The organism is Pseudoalteromonas sp. S8-8 (assembly GCF_000497875.1).
In the GTDB taxonomy this organism is placed as follows: Bacteria; Pseudomonadota; Gammaproteobacteria; order Enterobacterales; family Alteromonadaceae; genus Pseudoalteromonas; species Pseudoalteromonas arctica.
Genome location: NZ_AUTR01000033.1, coordinates 51,289 through 75,030, shown reverse-complemented (window position 1 = coordinate 75,030; position 23,742 = coordinate 51,289). Strand labels below are relative to the sequence as shown.

Here is a 23,742-nt window from a genome sequence, read left to right as displayed (position 1 = left end):
ATGCAAAATCCAGCTTATTTTGGCGAGTTTGGCGGTATGTTTGTACCTGAGTTACTTGTCCCTGCGCTTAAGCAGTTAGAAAACGAATTTAACAAAGCACAAAAAGATCCTGAGTTTCAGGCAGAGCTAAGTAAATTATTAAACGAGTATGCGGGTCGTCCTACCCCACTTACTTTAACGCGCAATTTAGTTAAAAACCCAAAAGTAAAACTGTATCTAAAGCGTGAAGACTTACTACACGGCGGCGCACATAAAACGAACCAAGTACTTGGTCAGGCGTTACTTACTAAGCGTATGGGTAAAAAACAAGTTATTGCTGAAACAGGTGCCGGTCAACACGGCGTTGCAACAGCGCTAGCGTGTGCCTTACTGGGTTTAAAATGTCGTATTTATATGGGTGCAAAAGACGTTGATCGTCAGCAACCTAACGTATTTAGAATGAAGTTAATGGGCGCAGAGGTTATTCCAGTAACAGCGGGTTCTGGCACATTAAAAGATGCAGTAAATGAAGCGCTGCGTGACTGGTCAGCAAACTACCAAGACGCACATTACCTACTAGGTACAGCTGCGGGTCCTCACCCATTCCCAACAATTGTACGCGAGTATCAAAAAATTATTGGTGAAGAAGCCAAACAACAAGTACTTAAAGCAGAAGGTCGTTTACCTGACGCTGTTATTGCCTGTGTTGGTGGTGGTTCAAACGCGATTGGTATGTTTACCGACTTTATTGACGAGCCAGGCGTTAAATTAATTGGTGTTGAGCCTGCTGGTAAAGGGCTTGATACAAATGAGCACGGTGCAACAATTTGTAAAGGCACAAAAGGTATATTACACGGTACTTATACGTACATTATGCAAAATGATGATGGCCAAATTGAAGAGTCTTACTCTGTATCAGCGGGTCTTGATTACCCAGCTGTTGGTCCTCAGCATGCATTTTTACACGAAACTGGTCGCGCTCAATACGTTGGTATTACCGATACAGAAGCGCTTGATGCGTTTCAATCGCTTGCTAAAAATGAAGGGATTATTCCGGCACTTGAATCAAGCCATGCGTTAGCTTATGCGCTTAAGTACGCAGAGGAGCTAACCGAGGAGAGTGTTATAGTGATTAATTTAAGTGGTCGTGGCGATAAAGATTTAGCACACGTTCACAATGTACTAACTGAAAGAGGTCAGCTATGAGCCAAGTAAAAACGGATCGTTACGGCAAAATGTTTGCAGCGCTTAACGAGCAAAAACAAGGTGCATTTGTACCATTTGTAACGATTGGCGACCCAGGTAAAGAGCAAAGTATTGCGATTATTAAAAGTCTAATTGACGGCGGCGCTGATGCGCTTGAGCTTGGTATTCCGTTTTCAGATCCAATTGCAGATGGTCCAGTAATTCAAAAAGCTAATATTCGCGCGCTCGATGTGCACATTAACACACAAGATTGCTTTGATATTATTAAAGAAATACGTGAGTATAATGCTGATATTCCAATTGGCTTATTATTGTATTCAAACCTTGTGTTTAAACGCGGTATAGAAGCATTTTATAAAGATGCAAAAGCGGTAGGCGTAGACTCAATTTTAGTGGCTGATGTGCCTCTGCATGAATCTAAAATGTTTAGAAAGTCAGCAATGGATAACGGCGTAGACCCAATTTTTATTGCAACACCAAATGCGGATGACGACACACTTCGCCAGTGCGCCTCTTACGGTCGTGGTTACACATATTTACTATCGCGCGCAGGTGTTACCGGTACCGATACTAAGGCACAAATGCCAGCGGGTAACATTGTTACTAAATTAAAAGAATACCATGCAGCGCCTGCTCTTTTAGGGTTTGGCATTTCAACGCCAGATGATGTAAAAGCGGCTCTTAATGCAGGAGCAGCCGGTGCTATTTCAGGTTCTGCCGTGGTTAAAATTATTGAAGCTAACCTTAATGATTTACCAACAATGACCGCTCAGCTAAAAGCATTTGTAGCTGATATGAAAGCAGCGACATCGCTTTAAGCTAACTAAGGCGTGTTTTATACGCATTAAAAAAGGGCATTTAAAATGCCCTTTTTTGTTTTTTAAAAATCAAACGCTATAGCAATATCCAAACGTTTTAAAAAAATTAGTGAGCTTGGTGTTTACCCTCTAAAATCTCTTCAATAAATTTAGCATTAAATGCTTCTAAATCGGCTGGGCTACGGCTTGTTACTAGGCCTTTATCTACACATACTTCTTGGTCAACCCAATTGGCACCTGCGTTAATTAAATCGCTTTTAATACTTGGAAAAGAGGTAATGGTACGGTCGCGCAATTTATTAATTTCAGCTAACAACCACGGAGCATGGCAAATTGCAGCAACGGGTTTGTTTTTTTCTGCGCCAAAAAAGCCATCAATAAAGGCTTTAGCATCTTTATCTTGGCGTAAACTGTCTGGGTTAAATAAACCACCAGGGAGCATAAGCGCGTCGTAATCGGCGGGGTCTGCGTTTGTAACTAGTTTATCTACTGTTACTTTATCGCCCCACTTATCTTCATCCCAGCCCGTAATTTGGCCTTCTTTAATTGATACTATTTCGATGTTTGCACCGGCATCAAGTAATGCGCTGCGTGGAGATAAAAGCTCACTTTGCTCAAACCCATCAGTGGCTAAAATTGCAATTTTTTTGCCTTGTAAACGTGTGCTTGTTTGTAATGTACTCATTGAGATCTCCTTTTTCTTGAAAAATATATTCGAAACACACAGTTAAACAGCATAATGCATGCCGATAACAAACCATTGAAAATTAAAGAATAAATTAGAGTAGAGTTTGTGATGCTATGTAAATTATTTAGAGATTATGAATAATGTACATAAGTGCGAATTTATTTCCAGCTCATATAATTTAAAGCCACCAAACGCGAGGTGTAAAACCTCACCTACAATATATACCCGTAGGTGCGAATTTACTTCGCGCTCATGTAACTTATCTATCAATACGGGGTTTAAAACCTTAAATAGAATTAAAGTAGATCTTTTAACGCCTTAGCCGGTTTAAAAACCGCTTTATTTGCGCCTTCTATTTCAATTGCAGCCCCTGTTTGCGGGTTACGCCCAGTACGCGCTGGGTAGTAACTTAGTGCAAACGTACCAAAGCCATTTATTTGAACCTGATCGCCCTCAGAAAGCGATTTAGTAATTACTTTTTGCAAGCTTGAAAGTGCCGCTTGAGAATCTTTTTTTGTTAATTCACTTTTGTGTGCAATGGCAGCAACGAGTTCTGCTTTATTCATTTTAGGCTCCTAAATACACGCCAAATCAGTGTTGGTTAAGCGTGGGAATATGATGATATGAAAAATACCAAACCAAATTGGTAATAAAGCCACGCAGGCTAAGGGTTACAGGGCAACAAGTCAACCTTGTAGTTGCTAAGCTTTATGTGGTAAAAAGCCTTTGACTCTTTTTTGTATAATTTAGGTAGTATATGCACGCATTAATTGAATACATCCCACTCATACTGTTTTTTGCAGTTTTTAAGCTAGTCGATATATACTGGGCTACCGGTTTATTAATGGCCACTACGCTCATTCAAGTTGCTTATAGCTATTTTAAACATGGCAATGTGCCTACTCGTCATTGGATATTTTTTGGCATTGCTGCCGTGTTTGGTACGTTAACGCTGGTACTTCATGATGAGCAATACATAAAATGGAAAGCAACACTCATATACGCAGGTTTAAGCTTAACGTTACTTATTAGTCGTTATGCACTTAAAAAAAATCTAGTTAAAAAAGCGCTTAGTTCAATACTCGAAAATGCTAATGATACAAAACAAGCCATTGTTGTCCCAGGACCGTTATGGGATAAGCTTAACCTAATGTGGGTTGCTATAACTGCTGGAATAGCAGCACTAAATATTTATATTGCGTATAATTTTTCGCTCGACTTTTGGGTTAATTTTAAAGTGTTTGGCTTAATGGGTATTACCTTTGTGAGTATTTTTGCCACTATCATTGCCTTGTACAAATACCTCCCTAGTGAAGAAGAACCAGCAAAGTAAGCCCCCTCGTCATAAAAGTGTCGTCTTAGCTTGTTAGCTTATTAAAAAAACAAGTTGAGACGACCTTGAACGCTAATCAATACCGTTGGTTTGAATTTACCCTCATTTTTGTATTTCTGCCTTTATTGGGCTTTGGATTACGTGAGCATTTAGCTAACTGGCTTATTCCTGCGCTTATTATACTTATGAGTGTGTGTTGTATGTTGCTACTGGGCGATCCCCATTTTAAACGGTTTAGACTCACAAGCCTTGGGCAGTTTTCTGCTGTTAAAAAACGTGTGTTTAGCTTCTTTTTTTTAGGTGCGCTGTTCTCAGGTATGTTTTACGGGATTATTCATCAGGGCAACTGGTTTACCCTTCCCCGCAACTCGTTTAATGATTGGCTTTTACTGTTGCTACTCTACCCAATACTGTCGGTTATTCCTCAAGAGTTAATATTCAGAACGTATTTTTTTCATCGTTATAAACGCATCATGCCAAAAAAAGCAGTGCGTATTATAGTTAGTGCGAGTGTATTTGCATTGGCTCATATTGTGTATGCAAATTGGATTGCAGTAGCCTTAGCTTTTTTAGGTGGCTTACTGTTTGCTTATACCTATGCACAAAGCCGCTCAACCGTCGTGTGTGTTATTGAGCATAGTTTATGGGGGATGTGGATGTTTACACTCGGGATCGGCAGCTACCTTGATTCAGGCGCATTTACCTAATATAACAAGCATTAAAAAATCCGATACTAGAAAACTAATATCGGATTTTGAATATTTCTAAAACCACTTAACTAATGGTTAAAATAACGATTCAAACTCACCATTTGGGAATAAAACACCAGGAATACCACGTACTGCAGTAACATCGGCTAGTTTAGTATCACCAAAATATAAACCGCCACTGTAATTACGGCCCTTTTGCTTTACATCTAACCAACGTCCATTTTCGCCTTTCGCTATTAGATTAATGTTGCCACTAACATCACGAATACGTAAATCTAAAGCACGATTTTTTATGCTAACAAATATATCTGTAGAGGTAAGCTCTGATAAGTTTTCAACATCGCCCACGTAAGCAAACTTAAAACCGCTTGCACCACTCAGTGGAAAATCTAATTCAAAAGTAAATGCTAAATCGTCATTATCTTCACCAATAAAAGGCGAAGCCTCTATTGCAGTGATATGAAATGCAGTGTTTTGAATGTCACTTACGTAATCACCATTAAAATCAAAAGTAGATAACGTCGTAGACTCTTCACCTAATGAATTAACAAAGCGATTTAAGTTTAGTGATAAGTCACCTTCAAGTTTACCAGCGGCTTTATTGATAATTACATTGGTAGTTACCTGTGTAATACCTGTGTCGGCTTCTGGATTTAATTCACTTTGAGCATCTATACCATCAAACTGAATTAGCAACTCACTTACATCTACACTTAATACCGTGGCACCATTTGTGACCGTTGCACTCATTACACCTTCAATTTTATTACCTAATACACCACTTACTCTAAATGTTGGAATTGATAAATCAATTGTTATAGGTAAATCATCATATGTGCCAGTTATAGCCCAAGTATAAGGTGATTGGCTGTAATCAATATCTAAGTCACGAAGTTTATATTGTCCTGATGGTGTAGAGCCATCAGCTAGTGGTGAATAATTTGTAATAACTTCGTTTAAAGCATTAGTAAGTGCATCAAGGGTTCTTTGTGTGTCTTCATCAAACGCACTTTCAAGCTCAGCAAATTTTACGTCTAATTCATCTGAATAGCTTTTTTCTTGAAGTCTTGCAGCACCTATAATATTTCGTGTATCAACAAGTAACTCTCTTGAATCTAAGCTTTGAACTTCTGTTGAGCGAGCCTGCCATTTTGTAAATGTAGTTACACTTGCAATTGTTTGCTTAACTTGACCAGCTACATTTTGCAGTAAAGCATTACCTTGGTCGCTAAATAAGTTATCTGTAACATACTGCGCTGCTAAATCGCTATAATCTTGCCATGCCTGTTGGTCAGTCTCTAAGTTAGTAAATGCATTAAAAGCACTTTCAACACTAAACGAACTATCAGCAACACCAGCTAAAATTGCCGCGTAAGTAAATGCATTAGTAACCATTTCTGCTTCAACACTTGCATTTAAATTGCTGTGCGTTAAATGATAAAAAGGCGTGGCTGATAAACTAGCTTGCGTAGCACTAAAGCCTTCATCTGTAATTGCTTTACTCAATGGCGATAAATAAACCGTATTTACACCTGGTGCACTAAATGCATCTGCTTTGTAATTAAGAGTAACGGCTGTCAATTCTTGGTAGTCTATTAAACGGTTTGCGTTTAAGTCATTTACATCACCACGAACTGTTCTGCCACAACCTGTAAAGCGCGGACAAGGTAGAGCAGTATCACTCGGTATAAACTCAAAACTATTAAAAGTAAGTGGAGTTACACTTACACTCGCAGTATTGATGTTTTCAACTTCAATTGATTCTTGCACCACCCCGTCGCTATCTAAAACATTAAGCGTGCCCTGCGGTGATTGCCAATTAGATACATAAAAACTCACAGAAGAAGATGTAGCAATCTCACTCACTGCAACAGACTCTGAACTGTCACTGTCTGATGAAGAACCACAACCTACCAATGCAATAGCTACCCCTAAGGGTATAATTTGTTTTAACATCTTCATTCCTTAAAACTTAATGTTCACGTACCAATTCACATTAGCATAATAGGCTTTATCTAAATCTAGGCTATCAGTTTGTAAATTAAGACCAAAATACTCGTTTTCTATACCAACTAAAAATGCTTCACTTTTTGTCTCGTAGCCTGCCTGTACTTTCCAATGATCCCAAAAGTGTATACGGCCTTTTAATTGGCTGAACGTGTCTTTGTCGTAACGTTTTAAAGTTAACTGAGTCGAAAATCGGTCGTTTATTCTGTAATCGGCAAATGCTTGTAGTCGCATTTCCATTTCGAAATCATGAGATACCGTATTTCCAAATGCAGATGTTTTTAATGAAACTGTTGGCTGAGTAATAATATCGCCGTTGTCATCTTCGCTAAATGGAATTTCAGTAGTTTGACCCTTTACAGAGCCGCTGTCTTCGTACTCTGTTTTATAGAGCAAATCTTTTACGCTAAAACCAACTTGAAGCTCATCATTTACTTGCCAATCAGCAAAAATATCTAGGCTATATCCAAGTCCTTCAGGTTTTTGTGACGGTGAAAACTTTTTAAATAATATGTCTTTTGAAAAGTTGTAATCAACAGTTACAGCGCCTTCAACTTCATCACTATAAATTTCACCATTTACAGTGGCATCTTGATAGTGTGAGCTGGCAAAAACAGAAAGTTTAGGTGTTATTGTTAATGCATTTTTATCTAAAAATTTAAAATCATAAGATACAAATACACCGTTAGACGTTGCTTGTTTAGCATCAAGGTAATATGTATAAAATCTATCTTCAAACTCTAAATCATTTTTTTCGGTATGAGTATATTTAGCTGTATCAGGATCAAAGTTAAGAACATAGTCGTAACGACTTTGTAAACCTACCTTAAAATTACCGTAGCCAACACCTACTTCAAATATATTATAGGTAAATGCACTGTCACCCGATTTTAATGGAGCATCAAAATCATCTACAAAAGCTTGTACTGGTTGTGCTTCTGTATAAATTTCTGCGTCAAAGTGGGTAAAAATTTGAAATTGGTTATCTGCGGAAGCAAGAGGAGAAATAAAAGCTGTTGAAAATCCTAACAAGAGAATTTTTTTTTTCATAATTTAATCGCTTTCTATAAAAAAAGGGAAAAGCGCTGCTTTCCCCTTTTATAGTTTAAATATTACTTAGATGAATCAATTAAATCAACATCAGTGTAATCAACTACGTCACCATCAATGTAAGTAATTGAAAGACCGTTTGTTGTTTTAGCTGCAGTACCAAAAGACATCATCATCTCATTGTACATAGCCATAACGTCACCAGTATAACCTGCACTTTCATTACCAGTAATAGACAACGTGTAACCCATTGCATTATTCACTGTAATAGTTAAAGCACTTGCTTCTTCCATGTCGCTGTCAAGGTATGTAGTCATTACTTTAAAGTCTACATCACCAGAAACACCCTCTAATGTAATAGAGCCTGAATCTGTTGCATCATCAGCTGTAATACTTAACATACCAGTGAAGCCAGAATCACCATCCATAATTTCAACATGGTTAGCCGTTTCAGTCATTATGATTTCTGCATCATCTACATTGTCAGCAGTTACTGCGCCATCAAAAGTAAATACTAAACATGAATCGATTTGAGTAGCATCAATTGTACCTGCTGCAAAATCAACACAATCTGTAAGTGCTTGTGTTTGTGTAGCAGCAGTAACAAGCTCAACAGATACGTCATTCTCACCTTTTAATGTAGCGCCCCAAGCAACAACAAGCTTGTCGCCTTCATAAGAAGCCGCTGCATTAATCATCTCACCTGTAGTAGCATTGCTAAGCATTAGCGTAAGATCATCTAAGCTGTAAGCATAGTCCCAATCAGCATTGCGAGTTGATGTGCCTGTACCTGAGTTATTACCCATTTCAGCTAATTCATCAATTACGTCTGCAAGAATATCTGCTGCATCAGCAACTGCATCAGCACCAGTGCCTGTAAGCACAGTCATAGTCGATAATGACTCTGATGTAGCTTTAACAGAAGTTAGTACTTCAAGTTTTGCAACTGCAGTTTCAGCAGCAAGCTGTAGATTATAAGCTGTTACAAATTGCTCGCTAGCTAGTTCACCTTGAGCTACAGCAGCTGTTTGCATAGCTGTAAGCGTATCAATCATTGCTTGTGCGCCTTCGCCTTCAAGTTCTAGGTAGGCATTAGCAGCAACAAGTGCTTGCTCAATAGCAATTTCAAGTGCATCAACAGCAGCAGCAAAATCAGACGCAGCAGTAACTGCAGTCATTGCAAGCTCAAGAGCTTCTGTTGCGTTTGCAGCTGTATCTACCATTGCACTTTCTGCGTTAGCAAGTGCGCTAGTAGAAGCCGCTTCAGCTGTGTCTGCTACTGATTTTTTCTCATCAGCAACGTCTGCAGTGTCTTCAGCAACTAGTTTTGCAGCAGCAAGAGCCACATCAAACTCTGTAATCGCTGCTTCAGCTTCAGCTACTAGTGCAGCTAGTGCCGCGTCGTATGCAGCGGTGTCAGTTACAGCAACAGATGCATCTGTTTGCAACGATGTTGCAGAATCAAGAACTTGTTGGTAATCAGAGCTTTGAGTAACTAACGCTTTTGCAGCAGTTACATAACCTTGTGATTTAACGAAAATAGAAGCCGCTTTAGCTGTTAAATCAGCTGTAGTAGCTTCATTTTTTAGTAATGTAACAGCACTTACAAATGCAGCTGCGTTATCAGCTGTAAGAGCATCGCCACCCATTGCTTGAACATCTGCAAGTGAGCTTTGAGCTGTTTCAATGCTCATCTCTAATGCAGTAAGTGCAGTTTGAGAAGCAGTAACTTCTACTGTTAAAGCAGCTGCTAGAGCTGTATAAAAGTCATCTCCAACTGTACATTCTTCGCCAGTACAACCAATTACTTCTAGTGCTTTTTTAATTTTCACTGCAGCGGCTGCAAGACCAGCATCAGTTGCTGCACCATTTTTAACAGCTTTATCTTTAGCAGCTTTTGCTTTTTTGGCAATACCTACTGAATTAGCGGCAAACGCATCAATTTGTGCCTGTGTTGCGCTAGGGTTGTTAGCAGTGAATGCCGCTTTTAAAGCGTCTTCAATTGCAGTTTCATCGCCCGTTGCTATAGCAACAAAAATATTTGCAGTGTTTGTAATAGCTGTTTGTAACATTGTAGCTATTGCAGCAATACCAGCATCAGTATTACCTTTAAACTGGCCTGATTTAATACCAGCTTTAATGCTGCTCATTACATCACCAATTGAAGGTAAACCTTGAATTGAAGATGAAAGCTGTGCAATTGCTAAAATACCGTCAGTAAGTTCTTCTTCGCCATCAACATCACTTAAATCTACAGCGCCGCCGTTAGATAAATCACCAATAATAGCTGCAAGTAAAAGTGCAGCGTCTTGACCCATTACTTGTACAACAGTATCTAAGCTTGCTTTAGCAATTGCGTCTTCATCTACACTTGAACCTGAGTCAAGAAGAAGAGCCGCCACTAACGATGTTAAGAAAGTAACATTAGCTTTATAAAAACCTGCAACATTAGGACCGCCAGCAGCACCGCTTGCACCAGATGTATCTGCTTCAACAGCTGGAATAAATTTAACAACTGAAAGCTCTAGGTCAGTTTTGTACCATTCGCCAAACTCAATCGCAGTATCGCCATCATTTACGTCATCTTCTTCTGGCGCTACATCGTAATCGCCACAACCTACGTAAGCATCACAACGTAAAAAGCTATCATCGCCTTCTGCAGACGTTTTAACAGTAATGTAAACTGGTCCAGTAAAGTCATCATCTAAGTAGATGCTGTAACGGCCGCTTTCATCAGTTAATACTTCAGGGTTAGCAGCAATTTTACTTGCTTCTACTGCAGCATCAGCAGCACTTTGTGATAATGCTTCTTCAGAAAAAGACTCTGCTTCTGCTGAAGCAGCTGAGCGAAACGCAACAGGAACGCTTTGACCAGATGCATCTAAAGTCATTACAGTTACTACTGCACTTTTCATTGAACCTTTAACAGCTTTACCTGTTACTTCAATGTTGAACTGTGCATCACCTGTTGCAGTAAAAGATTCTACAGGTGTAACAGGAATGTTTCTGTCATTGTCCGAACCACATGCTGTTAAGCCTAATGTAAGTGCAACTGAAGCTGCAATAGGTGTAAATTTGATCGTACGCTTTACCATTTATTTCTCCTTGATAGCCTGGAATGAGTATCAGAAATTAGTTTAGTTGATAGTGGCTTGTGTAAGCTTTTATGTTTGAAAAGCATTAAAAAAGTACACAATCATAACCTTTGTTACCAGAACATTAAAAATACCATTAAGCTATATAGTTATGCTACATATTTATACGTTTTATAGAAGTATTTATCTTTATTCTATGAGCTACTTCTTTATCAGCATCTCTATTATTCAACAACCTATAGACACTCATAAAGAACCAGCACATATTGATACAATATATTCACTTTATTAAATGAATATTACATACAATTTAGTTTGTTAATTATATTCTTCAAGTAAATGCGATGGATGAGAGCTAAAAAAGAGGATAATTCGAAAAATTAATAAAAAAGGATTGTTTATATGGAGGGTTAGTTGAATGTACTTTAGCTAAGCAAACGTTTATAAAACTTGTTTACTCAACTAAAGTAAATGCTTAGTTGCGTGTAACTGGGTCAGTTATTAGTAAGGGACTCTTACAACCCCTTCCATTAATACCCGTGCACTTCGACTCATACTTGCTTTGGTAACTAGCCAATTACCTGCACTACTTTTAGCCTCTGCACCTACTTTTAGCGTGCCCGACGGATGACCAAAGTTGACTTCACTCAATGCGCCGCCACCAGCGGCTATATTTACGAGTGTGCCTTCAATTGCTGCGGCCGTGCCAATAGCAACCGCAGCTGTACCCATCATGGCATGGTGCAGTTTACCCATCGACATAGCGCGTACTAACAAGTTGATATTTGCAGCTTCAATAATTTTACCGCTAGATGCTTTGTAATCTAAAGGTGATGCAACAAACGCAACTTTAGGCGTATGTTGCCGAGCTTGCGCTTCACTAATATTAGTGATTAAGCCCATTTTAACAGCGCCGTAAGCACGAATGGTTTCAAGCTTTTCAAGCGCTGCAACATCGTTATTTATATCGTCTTGCAGCTCTGTGCCGGTATAACCAATATCAGTGGCGTTAATAAATATGGTAGGAATACCTGCATTTATCATCGTGGCTTTTAGAGTACCAACACCCGGTACTTCTAAATCATCAGCTACATTACCAGTTGGAAATAACGCACCATCGCCATCAGCGGGGTCAATAAATTCAAGTTTTACTTCAGCTGCTGCAAATGTAACGCCATCGAGCTCAAAGTCGCCGGTTTCTTGTACTTCGCCATTTGTCATGGGGACATGCACTAATATGCTTTTTTTAATATTAGCCTGCCACACACGCACGATAGCAACACCGTTATTAGGTACTCTGCTTTTATCGACCAAACCATTACTAATGGCAAAAGCACCCACTGCTGACGTTAAGTTGCCGCAGTTACCGCTCCAATCTACAAAAGGTTTATCTATCGCCACTTGACCAAACAAGTAATCTACATCGTGGTCAGCTTGCTCACTTTTACTTAAGATTACGGTTTTACTGGTACTTGATGTAGCACCGCCCATGCCATCCGTTTGCTTAGCATACGGATCGGGGCTGCCAATAACGCGCAGTAATAAATTATCGCGCGCCTCGCCTGCTACTTGAGCAGGCTTTGGCAAGTCAGTTAAATTAAAAAATACACCTTTACTGGTGCCGCCACGCATATAGGTTGCAGGCACTTTAATTTGCGGTTTAAACATAATGCTTGCCCTTATGCAGATTGCGTTGCTTCTAAAAAGTCTTGTGCAAAGCGTTGTAACACACCACCAGCCGCGTAAATAGAAAGCTCTTCTTGCGTATCAATACGGCACTTCATAGGCACAGTGAGTACTTCACCATCTTTACGGGTAATACTTAAATTAACGGTGGCACCTGGTTTTAAATCGCCCGCTACATCGTACGTTTCACTGCCATCCAGCTTTAGAGTTTTACGCGTTGTGCCTGCTTTAAACTCAAGCGGTAAAACACCCATACCAATTAGGTTAGTACGGTGAATACGCTCAAAACCTTCAGCTGCTATTACTTCAACGCCTGCAAGTCTTACGCCTTTTGCAGCCCAATCGCGCGACGAACCTTGCCCGTAATCGGCACCGGCTACAATAATAAGCGGTTGCTTACGCTCCATGTAGGCTTCGATTGCTTCCCACATACGGGTATTAGTACCTTGTGGCTCTAACCGTGCGTAAGAACCTTGTTTAACTGCGCCGTTTTCGTCAAGTACCATTTCATTTAGCAGCTTTGGATTTGCAAAGGTTGCGCGCTGCGCTGTTAAATGATCGCCCCGGTGCGTTGCGTACGAGTTGTAGTCTTCCTCTGGGACGTTCATTTTGGTCAGGTATTCGCCAGCAGCGCTGCTTGCCATAATTGCGTTTGATGGCGATAAATGATCCGTTGTAATGTTATCGCCAAGAACTGCAAGCGCACGCATACCGGTCATTGTGCGCTCACCCGCAAGTGCACCTTCCCAATAAGGAGGGCGACGAATGTAGGTGCTTTCTGGGCGCCAGTCGTAAAGTGGGTCGTTATCTTCACCGTAATCTACGGTTAAATTAAACATCGGCTCGTATACTTTTCTAAACTGCTCTGGCTTAACGCTTTGCTTAATTACTGCATCAATCTCTTCGTCTGATGGCCATAAATCTTTAAGCGTAATATCGTTGCCTTGTTGATCTTGCCCTAGTATCCCTTTTTCAATATCAAAGCGAATAGTACCTGCAATAGCGTACGCAACAACTAAAGGAGGTGACGCTAAAAATGCTTGCTTAGCGTAAGGATGAATCCGCCCATCAAAGTTACGATTGCCCGAAAGCACCGCTGTAGTGTATAAATCGCGTTCGATCACTTCTTTTTGAATAACAGGGTCAAGGGCACCGCTCATACCATTACAGGTAGTACACGCAAAACCAACAATGCCAAAGCCAAGTTGCTCAAGCTCTGTTAGTAGGTTTGCATCTTCAAGGTATGATTGCACCGCTTTTGAGCCCGGTGCTAATGAAGTTTTAACCCAAGGTTTGCGCATTAAACCCTTAGCATTTGCGTTACGGGCAAGTAGTGCAGCGGCAATTACATTGCGTGGATTACTAGTATTAGTACAGCTAGTAATAGCGGCAATAATACATGCGCCGTCTGGCATTAAGCCTTCTTCATTTTCAACAACGCCCGAAATACCTTCTTTAGCTAAATCGCTTGTCGATACACGGCGGTGTGGATTCGATGGACCCGCTATATTGCGCCCCACGCTTGATAAATCAAACTTAAGCACACGCTCATATTTTGCGGTTTTTAAGCTATCGCTCCAAAGGCCTGTTGTTTTTGCGTAGTTTTCTACAAGGGCAATTTGTTCTTCTTCGCGACCTGTTAAACGCAAGTAATCTATTGTTTTATCATCGATATAAAACATGGCTGCAGTTGCGCCAAATTCAGGCGTCATGTTCGAAATGGTTGCTCTGTCGCCAAGAGTAAGCGCATCGGCACCTTCACCGTAAAACTCTAAATAAGTAGAAACAACACGTTGCTCACGTAAAAATTCAGTAATAGCCAACACAATATCGGTTGCGGTAATACCGGGTTGGCGCTTACCTGTTAGCTCAACACCAACAATATCAGGTAAGCGAATATAAGAAGCACGGCCCAGCATTACGCTTTCAGCTTCAAGCCCACCTACGCCGACAGCAATAACGCCCAGCGCATCAACATGTGGCGTGTGGCTGTCGGTACCAACTAAGGTATCTGGGAATGCAATGCCATCTCGGTTTTGAATAACCGGCGACATTTTTTCAAGGTTAATTTGATGCATAATGCCGTTACCCGGTGGAATAACGTCAATATTTTTAAAGGCAGTTTTTGTCCAGTTTATAAAGTGAAAACGGTCATCATTTCGTCTGTCTTCAATGGCGCGGTTTTTTTCAAATGCGTCAGGATCAAAACCAGCATGCTCTACCGCTAACGAATGATCCACTATTAACTGCGTGGGTACTACCGGATTCACTTTTGCCGGATCGCCGCCTTTGGCTGCAATTGCATCACGCAAACCGGCTAAATCAACAAGTGCTGTTTGCCCTAAAATATCGTGGCACACCACACGCGCCGGATACCACGGAAAATCTAAATCTTGTTTGCGCTCAATTAGCTGATTAAGTGCATCGGTTAACATGGCAGGGTCGCATCGGCGTACTAGGTTTTCGGCAAATACACGTGATGAATAAGGTAGCGTGGCGTATGCACCTGGCTTAATTGCATCTACGGCTTCTTGGGTATCGTAATAGTCGACATTTGAGCCCGGTAGAGGTTTACGGTATTGGGTATTATTAATTATGGTCATGGTAAGGGTTCGCTAATTTGGTGACGGATGTAGTACCAATTTTATGGAGAGTGTAATTGGTATTTTTCAAGAAAGGCTTTAGGTTTGTAGTTGTTTTTATTATATAAAGCATTAAAGCCGTAAAAGGTGAGCCACTGGCTCACCTTAGTTAAAAATAATTAACTTCTTGATTCGATTGGTGTGTAACTACGTGCATCAGGCCCTGTGTAATCGGCACTTGGGCGAATAATACGGTTGTTAGCGCGTTGCTCTTTTACATGTGCAGTCCAACCAGTAACGCGGCTCATTACAAATATTGGCGTAAATAACTTAGTCGGAATATCCATAAAGTGATAAGCAGATGCATGGAAAAAATCGGCATTACAAAACAGTTTTTTCTCGCGCCACATAATCTCTTCACAACGAACAGACACAGGGTAAAGCACCGTATCGCTCACCTCTGCCGCTAGTTTTTCAGACCATTTTTTAATAATTACATTACGTGGATCAGATTCGCGATAAATCGCATGGCCAAAACCCATTATTTTGTCTTTACGTTCAAGCATGCCCATTACTTCTTGCTCAGCATGCTCAGCACTTGTAAAACCTTGAATCATATCCATAGCGGCTTCGTTAGCACCACCATGAAGTGGCCCACGTAGCGTACCAATCGCGCCTGTTACACAAGAGTGAATATCAGAAAGCGTTGATGCACACACACGACCCGCAAATGTAGAGGCATTAAACTCATGCTCTGCGTATAAAATTAGTGATACATTCATCACTTGTGCAAATAAATCACTAGGTGCTTTGTCATGTAACAGTGTTAAAAAATGTGCGCCAACAGAGTCGTCATCAGTTTGTGTTTCAATGCGTACGCCATCATGTGTAAAGCGGTACCAGTAACAAATAATACTTGGGAACACAGCAATCATACGGTCAATTGCGTCGTTGGCTTGGTTAAAATCAAGCTCCATTTCAAGGTTACCCAACATTGAGCAGCCCGTGCGCATTACATCCATTGGATGCGCGTCTTTAGGAATATTTTCAAGCACGATTTTAAGTGCATCTGGTAAGCCGCGTAAGCTTTTAAGTTTAGCTTTATATTCTGCTAATTCGCTTGTAGTAGGTAACTCACCACGTGAAAGTAAAAAAGACACTTCTTCAAACTGCGCTTTTTCGGCAAGTTCACTAATATCGTAACCACAATACGTTAAACCAGAACCACTTTGTCCTACAGTGCACAATGCTGTTTGACCAGCTACTTGTCCGCGTAAACCCGCGCCGCCTAATGCTTTATCTACCATGATTTTCTCCTATCTTAAATTTGTGTGTGATTTTATTTTTTAATAATTATTATTTGTCAGATTTTGATGAAAAAAGGGTGTCGAGTGTGTTCTCGTACGTGTGGTAATCTAAAAAGTCGTAAAGCTCAGAACGCGTTTGCATATTTTCAATTTGGCTTTGTTGTGAGCCTTCATTTAAAATTGCTGAATACACGCTTAGTGCTGCTTTATTCATGGCTCTAAATGCACTTAGTGGGTAAAGCACCATTTCAACGCCTACATCGCTTAACTGCTCTTTTGTGTAAATAGGTGTTTGGCCAAACTCAGTAATGTTTGCCAAAATTGGAACGTTAATCGCTTTTGCAAATGCTTGGTAATCAGCAAGGTCGTGCACGGCTTCTGCAAAAATAGCGTCAGCACCGGCTTCAACACAGGCAGCTGCACGGTCTATCGCGGCGTTTAAACCTTCTTTTTGAAATGCATCGGTACGCGCCATAATATAAAAATCGCTATCGGTTTTTGCATCAACCGCCGCTTTAATGCGGTCAACCATTTCACCTTGGCTTACAATTTCTTTATTAGGGCGATGACCACAGCGCTTTTGCGCTACTTGGTCTTCTATATGAAAACCCGCCGCACCGGCTTTAGTCATTTCTTTTACTGTGCGTGCAATATTAAATGCCCCACCCCAACCGGTATCGGCATCAACAAGTAGTGGTAAATCGCTAGCACCTGTAATACGGCGAATATCTTCAAGCACGTTATCAAGGCTTGTCATGCCTAAGTCAGGCATACCAAACGAGGCGTTTGCAACACCGGCACCTGAGAGGTAAATAGCTTGGTGACCCATTTTTTCAGCCATCATCGCTGTGTAGGCGTTAATAGTACCTACTACTTGTAACGGGCGGTTATTGGCAATAGCGTGTTTAAATTTTAATCCTGCTGACATTACTTTCTCCTCACTTTGAACGGTTGCTACGTGGAGTAACTTATAGTTTTAATCTGTAATTGTGACTGTTTAACTGCTCTACTTAACTTTTAGCCGTTAATAAATCAAATTTGGTTTGAATATTTGCTTGCGATGCGCTTATGTGGCGCTTCATAAGCATTTCAGCCAGTTCGCCGTCGTGGTTTTCAATGGCGTTAATAATCGCTAAATGCTCATCAAACGCTTTTGATACACGCGGCCCCACCATGCCCATTTGTACACGGTACATGCGTATTAGTTGATAGAGCTCATTACACAGTAAATGAATTAAATGCGCGTTTTTACTGCCTTGAATAATACGGTAATGAAAATCTAAATCGCCGGCTTCTTGATAATAAGATTCGCCCTCTTTAACACGTTGTGTTTGTAGGTGCTGATTAAGTAATTGCTTTAAGCCTTTTACTTCCTCGGGTTCCATATTGTCGGCAGCAAGCCTACATGCCAAGCCTTCAAGCGAACTACGAACTTGGTAAACTTCAATCAAGCGTTCAGCGGTAAGGGCAACTACTCGGCAACCTACGTTAGCTTTACGCTCAACAAGGTAGCAACTTTCTAGGCGATTTAACGCCTCTCTAAGCGTTGCACGGCTTACACCATAACGTTTGGCAAGCTCAGGCTCTGATATTTTACTGCCTTGAACTATGCTGCCTTCAACAATCTCACGGCGCATATCTACAAATACTTGATCTGATGCGGTAGTTATAGGCGCTTCGTTTAAAAATGTGTGTGTCATAAGTTATTTTTTAGATTGTCGACAATTAATGTGGTTACTATGGGCTTATTAAAAAATCATGTCAACCCTTAAACCTATCAAAATGGCTAAAAAACACACCTATTGTCGACACTATTAACCTAAAGTCGCATAAAAATGGTTTTACAATGGACTAAAACAGTGAAGTGTCGACAGCGTAATAAATCAGATGTTACGCTTTTTAGCGCTGAAAACACCTCGCATAAATGCTATTATCGCGCTTTATTTTTATAGTATGAGCTAACGCGTGAACGCCAACACTTTTATTCCTGAGCACTTTATTGACGACGTAAAAACCTATTTACCAGCGCATCTAAACTTAGATGACTTTTTAAATGCGTGTCGCAGGCCCCTCAGAAAATCTATCCGCGTTAATACATTAAAAATTAGCATTGAAAAATTTGTAGAACGTGCAACTGAAAAAAATTGGCTGCTAACCCCCATACCTTGGTGCAGTGAAGGTTTTTGGTTAGAACGTCCCGAAGATGAAGAGCAAAACCTAGCCCTTGGTAATACCGACTTACATCTAAGCGGGGCTATGTACGTACAAGAGGCAAGTTCAATGCTGCCCCCTATCGCATTAAAGCAAAGTATTGAACTCGCAGACTCTCAAAATAACACCATACTTGATATGGCATCAGCGCCAGGTTCTAAAACATCGCAGCTAGCAGCTCTTATGGATAACCAAGGCGTGCTTGTTGCAAATGAGCTTTCGTCATCTCGTTTAAAGGTACTCAGCGCTACATTAAAACGCATGGGGGTTGGTAACTGTGCGCTCTCGCACTTTGATGGCGTTATATTTGGCAACTACATGTTTGAATGCTTTGATAGCATATTATTAGACGCGCCATGCTCTGGCGAAGGCACGGTACGTAAAGACGCCGACGCACTAAAAAATTGGTCCATAGAATCAAACATACAAATAGCCCAAGTACAAAAAGACTTAATTAAAAGTGCATTTTACGCATTAAAGCCAGGTGGCACCTTAGTGTATTCAACCTGCACACTTACCCCACTCGAAAACCAACATGTGTGCGATTATTTACTCAGTGAATTTAGCGACTATATAGCGCCTGAGTCACTCAGTGATTTATTTGAAGGTGCAAGTAAAGCAACAACAAGTGAAGGCTATTTACATGTATGGCCGCAAACATTCGATAGCGAAGGCTTTTTTATTGCTAAATTTAAAAAGTACGCAAGTTGCGATAACTCAAATCAAACTGTTAAAAAAGGCGCGTTTCCGTTCAACGAGTTTGATAAAAAGCAAAGTGCCGCGTTTATGCAATCGCTTAAAAAACATTTTGGGATAACCACCTTGCCAGGTAATTTAATGCAGCGTGATAAAGAACTGTGGTTATTTCCACAAGGGTTTGAAGCCGTGCAAAATAAAATTAAGTACGCACGTTTAGGTATTCAAATTGGCATCATCCATAAAAACGGCGTAAGACTAACGCACGAATTTGCTACAGTGTTTGGTAACAAGTGCAAAACGAATATTTACGCGCTAAATAACGAGCAAGCCAATGATTATTTTCAAGGTAAAGATATACGCTTAGCTGAAGCAACTCAAACAATAGGTGAAGTAGTTTTAACGCTGTGTGGTTGCCCTATCGGGCTGGGTAAATGGCAAAAAAATAAGATCAAAAACTCACTACCACGCGATCTAGTGCAAAATACGCAGTTAATAAGCTGGGGTTAAACTAAAGTACAAATTACGCATAATTAATCTAATCCTTTGTTATCAAATGTAACTAGGTGGCAAAATTAGTTATGCTTTATTGAGTAGCTTTACTATAGTTTTAAGTACTTTCTTCTTCTCCCTAACGAACCAGAAAGTTTTTAGTTAACGCTAGGCTCAATTTAGAGTCACTTTATAGCCCAGAGGTTTTTACAAGCCTTTGGGCGTTTTTATTTGCAGTTTCTTCTGTAAACAGTACTACTTCTTACTTTTTCAAACGCCTTACCAAATTGTAAAGATAAACAAAGAATTGGCAAAGCATCAACTTGCTTAGCCACATCAAAAACTTGATAAAATTTATAACCATATTTAACGGCTAAATTTAGTTCAGCAACATACAATGCTTTATACTTTGGAGATAGTTTCTGCCAGTTCATTAGAGCTATTTGAATAATACCAAGCTGCACATCAAACTTGTACGGCCCAAATTTTTTAGCCTGCTGAATATACTCATATACTCGTTCTGTAGGCCCTTCTTGATAACTAACTACTTGTGCTAGTGCAATCCACGTTTCTGACCATGTTTGCCTTAACCCTAATGACTTTAATAGATCTTTCTCTGCTTGTTGATAAACCAAAAGCTTATTGTTATTTTGCTCGCTATTCACAGCTAGGTTTAGCATTTTTATATATGCACTAAGTTGCCAGTAATGTGGCTGTGAAGGGTCCTGGCTTGTTGCAAATGTAATTGCCCTATCTACAAGCTCTAGCTCTTCAGGAGTAATTGTCCTTTCAGGCTGCTTTAAAATATTGAGGGCATTAAAATACCATGTATTTGCACGCATACTTTGTAAGCTTTGATAACCTATAGCTAATGTAATAACTGCAAGTATAGCAATTTGTGTGAGGCGGTTTGTATTTAAATTACTCATTAAACAACGACTCAGTTAAACGCTTAGGATTAGTAAAAAACAAATGATGTGCATCATTTTGACCTATCAACTCCTCGACTATTTTTTTAGCTTTACTTAAAATAGGAGGCCTACGCTTAACTGAATGAGCATCAGATGCAACATAAGTTACTAAACCCTTTTCTAGCATATCTATACTAATATTTTTTGCAGTTTCGCCCCATGCACCTTCAATGCTTGAAGCCGTTAATTGAAACTCACATCCTAATTGCTTTAAACGCTCAATATAAAAAGGATTTGCTTGAATATCGCGATTACGCTCAGGGTGAGGAATAATCACCTTTATATTTTGTTTAGCTAGCCAATTTATAAACTTATCGTAACCTTGCGGTACATGCGAGTGCGGGAGTTCTAATAATAAATAATTTACTGAATTAAGTGTACCAATAAACGGGAGTTTATTACTAAGCACTAAACTCATTAGCTCTACATCAAGCCTAACTTCAGCGGCCACAGCTAGTTTAATACCAATATTATTTACTAATGCCTGTGCTTTTAAATTAGCAAGTTCGCTATACAATTGCGAGGCCGAGTTATTAAATCGCCCAATATGTATATGTGGCGTGGCAACCATATGGGTTATTCCATCATTTTGTGCAATATTCAATAGCGCTAAAGAATCACTTAAATCTTTAGCGCCATCATCTATTCCTGGCAAAATATGAGAATGAATATCAATCATAGATTTGCATTTAACTATGCATTAGGTTGTTCAGGTTTTTGCGAGTAATCATAATAGTCGTAATAACCATGGCTATGCTCGTCTTTACTTTTACTCATATCTACTTGGTTAAGCACAATACCTGCAACATGAGCTTTAGATTCAAACAGACGTTCAATACCCGCTTTAATCGGTTTAATTCGTGTAATATCCGACTTAACAACATAAATTACCGAGTCTACACTCTGTGCAATAACTAAAGCGTCACTCACAGCCTGTGTTGGTGGTGTATCTATAATTATATGGTCATACTTAGTTTTTAATATATCGAGTACTTCACTAAAGCGCGTGTTAGATAAAAGCTCTAATGGATTACCTGGGATCTGCCCGCTTGGCATAATAGCAACACCCGACTGCCCATCTACATGAACACACTCACTTAACTGCTCAGTACCTACGATTAAATTACTTAACCCCGGATGAAATACCGGTATATCGAAGCGCTTAGCTATACTTGGTTTGCGCAAATCGGCGTCAATTAGCAATACTTTACCCATTTGAGCAAGCGACATAGCTAAATTAGCTGAGGTCGTTGTTTTACCCTCACCCGGAGCACTTGATGTTACGGCTATTACTTTATGATCGCGCTCTAACTGAGTTAATAGCAAACTAGTTCTGAACGTTCGTACCGACTCTGCAAAACGCCTATAGTTATCATCCAGATAAGCATGTATCGGAAACACGCTATTTTTGGGTGTTTGTACATGCGGTAAAAGCCCAAGCATACGCTGTGCTAACTTACTTTCGACATCACTTTTAGTTTTAACGGTATCGTTAAGCGCGTCAAATATAAAGCTCATGACTACTGCAAAACCAAAACTTGCCACAAAAGCTAAAATAACAATTAATTTTTTATTTGGTTTTGCTGGATCATTTGGGGCATAAGCTCTATCAGTAAAACGTGCAGCAGCAGAGCTAAAATCACTCGTTACTTCTGTTTCTTTTGAGCGAGATAAAAACGTGTTAAATATACTGCGATTTGTTTCTACTTCACGTTTTAATTGGTTGTATTGAGTTTCTTTGCGGGTAATATCTTGATATTCGGCACGAATTTTAACTAAATCACGTTCAAGCGCGCTAACGGTACGTGTTATCCGGTTTAGCTCTTTTTCAATACCCGTAATAAGGCCTTTAATTTGTTTGTTTAAATTATTTTTTACCGTTGCTAACTCTGCTTTAGCTGAGATCATACGCGGATGTTTAGGGCCGTACACTTCGCCTAAATCACTGAGTTTACGCTCTACTAATATAACTTCGCGCTTTACGTCCTGTATTACTTTGTGGGATGTAATTTCAGGCATACTCCCTAATAACTCCAAGTTATTATTGCCGTACTCAGTTATTACGCGATTTATACTCTCAAGATTATTTTTTTCATTGCGCGCTACAATTAACTGTTGTGATATTTGCTCAAGCTCTTGTGTGGCGAGCCCAGCTATACCTTCAATATCAACTAGTTTTTGCTTCTCTCTGTAGTTTTGTAAGCGCACTTCTGAGTCATCGAGTTGAATTCGTAATTGCGATAAACGCGTATTTAACCAGTTAGAGGCTTGTTGAGTAATCCCCATTTTTGCACGCATTTGGCTATCTATATAAACTTCACCAACGGTATTCGCTACAAGCGCTGCTAGTTTAGGATCGCTCGATTCAAAGCTAACTCTAACGAGTTGAGTTTTAATAATAGGCGAGACTGAAAGACGTGACTTAAATACAGCTAATAAACCAAGCATTTCTCGTTCTGCTTGTTCTTGTGCATCATATACCGTTTCTTCCTTTTTATTTAAAAAAGGGAGTTGCTCTTTTATCGCTGTTTTAAGTTCACCCAACGCAGACGGCTTAGCTATAAAGTCTGTATGCGCTTTTAAATTAAGCTTAGTGATTACTTCGCGGGCAATACTGTCCGATTTAATCACCTCAAACTGCGTCAGATAATATTCTTTTTTTGTCGAATCAAGACCGTATATCTCTTCAAAGCTTACTGCCTTAGTTTGCTCAGCTTCTATAAGTAAAGTAGCAGTTGCAATGTATTTTGGCACTAAGGTCAAAGCCACCATAATAGTTAACAAAGTAACTACAATAGCAAACCCTAAAATACGCCATTTAGCGAGTTTAATTACATTAAGGTAAGATCCTAAATCAATAATTTCTTCATTATTACTTAGGTTTTCATTTGTTTGGTTCATTAAATACTGC

At 39.8% G+C, this 23,742-nt stretch carries 18 protein-coding genes; 5 read left to right on the top strand and 13 right to left on the bottom strand.

The annotated features are described in order from the left end of the window. Both trpB and trpA read left to right on the top strand, forming a co-directional pair. The gene (gene trpB / locus L659_RS0109710; protein WP_024590412.1) at positions 1-1,185 is read left to right on the top strand and encodes a tryptophan synthase subunit beta; all 1,185 of its coding nucleotides are present in this window, start codon (positions 1-3) and stop codon (positions 1,183-1,185) included. Continuing rightward, entirely contained in the window at positions 1,182-2,003 is an 822-nt protein-coding gene (gene trpA / locus L659_RS0109705) for a tryptophan synthase subunit alpha (RefSeq protein WP_024590411.1), read from the top strand. The genes trpB and trpA overlap by 4 nt, the downstream gene beginning before the upstream one ends. Positions 2,004-2,109: 106 nt before the next feature. Here trpA and L659_RS0109700 read toward each other — a convergent pair whose 3' ends face one another. Next, positions 2,110-2,688: a type 1 glutamine amidotransferase domain-containing protein gene (locus tag L659_RS0109700; RefSeq protein ID WP_007582489.1), complete on the bottom strand. Its 579-nt coding sequence runs from the start codon at positions 2,686-2,688 to the stop codon at positions 2,110-2,112. Positions 2,689-2,987: 299 nt separating this feature from the next. Continuing rightward, on the bottom strand, positions 2,988-3,257 hold the full coding sequence (locus L659_RS0109695; RefSeq protein WP_007375441.1) for an HU family DNA-binding protein: 270 nt from the start codon (positions 3,255-3,257) through the stop codon (positions 2,988-2,990). A gap of 191 nt (positions 3,258-3,448) precedes the next feature. On the opposite strand from L659_RS0109695, the gene L659_RS0109690 reads away from it, so the two are divergent. Both L659_RS0109690 and L659_RS0109685 read left to right on the top strand, forming a co-directional pair. After that, on the top strand, positions 3,449-4,024 hold the full coding sequence (locus tag L659_RS0109690) for an inner membrane-spanning protein YciB (protein WP_024590410.1): 576 nt from the start codon (positions 3,449-3,451) through the stop codon (positions 4,022-4,024). A 65-nt stretch (positions 4,025-4,089) separates the two neighbouring features. Beyond that, the gene (locus tag L659_RS0109685) at positions 4,090-4,731 is read left to right on the top strand and encodes a CPBP family intramembrane glutamic endopeptidase (protein WP_024590409.1); all 642 of its coding nucleotides are present in this window, start codon (positions 4,090-4,092) and stop codon (positions 4,729-4,731) included. 78 nt (positions 4,732-4,809) lie between these two features. Here the strand turns inward: L659_RS0109685 and L659_RS0109680 are convergent, their stop codons facing one another. The 8 genes from L659_RS0109680 to L659_RS0109645 form a co-directional block, all read right to left on the bottom strand. Then, a complete protein-coding gene (locus L659_RS0109680; protein WP_024590408.1) occupies positions 4,810-6,690 on the bottom strand; it encodes a hypothetical protein in 1,881 nt (626 codons plus the stop codon). Between the two features lie 9 nt (positions 6,691-6,699). Then, positions 6,700-7,791, bottom strand: a complete 1,092-nt coding sequence (locus tag L659_RS0109675; RefSeq protein WP_024590407.1) for a hypothetical protein — start codon at positions 7,789-7,791, stop codon at positions 6,700-6,702. 62 nt (positions 7,792-7,853) lie between these two features. Next, on the bottom strand, positions 7,854-10,886 hold the full coding sequence (locus L659_RS0109670) for a hypothetical protein (RefSeq protein WP_024590406.1): 3,033 nt from the start codon (positions 10,884-10,886) through the stop codon (positions 7,854-7,856). Positions 10,887-11,387: 501 nt separating this feature from the next. After that, positions 11,388-12,554 carry a 2-methylaconitate cis-trans isomerase PrpF gene (prpF, locus tag L659_RS0109665; protein WP_024590405.1) on the bottom strand — a complete coding sequence of 389 codons (1,167 nt, stop codon included), beginning with the start codon at positions 12,552-12,554 and terminating at the stop codon, positions 11,388-11,390. Between the two features lie 11 nt (positions 12,555-12,565). Next, positions 12,566-15,175 (bottom strand): Fe/S-dependent 2-methylisocitrate dehydratase AcnD, encoded by a 2,610-nt coding sequence (gene acnD / locus L659_RS0109660; protein ID WP_024590404.1) that lies wholly within the window; start codon positions 15,173-15,175, stop codon positions 12,566-12,568. A 158-nt stretch (positions 15,176-15,333) separates the two neighbouring features. Next, positions 15,334-16,461 carry a bifunctional 2-methylcitrate synthase/citrate synthase gene (gene prpC / locus L659_RS0109655; protein WP_024590403.1) on the bottom strand — a complete coding sequence of 376 codons (1,128 nt, stop codon included), beginning with the start codon at positions 16,459-16,461 and terminating at the stop codon, positions 15,334-15,336. 49 nt (positions 16,462-16,510) lie between these two features. Beyond that, complete coding sequence (gene prpB, locus L659_RS0109650; protein WP_024590402.1) at positions 16,511-17,389, bottom strand: methylisocitrate lyase; 879 nt, start codon at positions 17,387-17,389, stop codon at positions 16,511-16,513. Positions 17,390-17,471: 82 nt separating this feature from the next. Then, positions 17,472-18,161: a GntR family transcriptional regulator gene (locus tag L659_RS0109645; protein ID WP_024590401.1), complete on the bottom strand. Its 690-nt coding sequence runs from the start codon at positions 18,159-18,161 to the stop codon at positions 17,472-17,474. Positions 18,162-18,426: 265 nt separating this feature from the next. Between L659_RS0109645 and rsmF the strand changes: the two genes are divergently transcribed. After that, the gene (gene rsmF / locus L659_RS0109640; RefSeq protein WP_024590400.1) at positions 18,427-19,878 is read left to right on the top strand and encodes a 16S rRNA (cytosine(1407)-C(5))-methyltransferase RsmF; all 1,452 of its coding nucleotides are present in this window, start codon (positions 18,427-18,429) and stop codon (positions 19,876-19,878) included. A 209-nt stretch (positions 19,879-20,087) separates the two neighbouring features. Here rsmF and L659_RS0109635 read toward each other — a convergent pair whose 3' ends face one another. The 3 genes from L659_RS0109635 to L659_RS0109625 are packed head-to-tail and all read right to left on the bottom strand — an operon-like array spanning position 20,088 to position 23,732. Then, positions 20,088-20,789: a VpsP family polysaccharide biosynthesis protein gene (locus L659_RS0109635; RefSeq protein ID WP_024590399.1), complete on the bottom strand. Its 702-nt coding sequence runs from the start codon at positions 20,787-20,789 to the stop codon at positions 20,088-20,090. Beyond that, a complete protein-coding gene (locus L659_RS0109630) occupies positions 20,782-21,510 on the bottom strand; it encodes a tyrosine-protein phosphatase (RefSeq protein ID WP_024590398.1) in 729 nt (242 codons plus the stop codon). The genes L659_RS0109635 and L659_RS0109630 overlap by 8 nt, the downstream gene beginning before the upstream one ends. Before the next feature lie 14 nt (positions 21,511-21,524). Further along, positions 21,525-23,732, bottom strand: a complete 2,208-nt coding sequence (locus L659_RS0109625) for a GumC family protein (protein ID WP_024590397.1) — start codon at positions 23,730-23,732, stop codon at positions 21,525-21,527. Between the last annotated feature and the right edge of the window lie 10 nt (positions 23,733-23,742).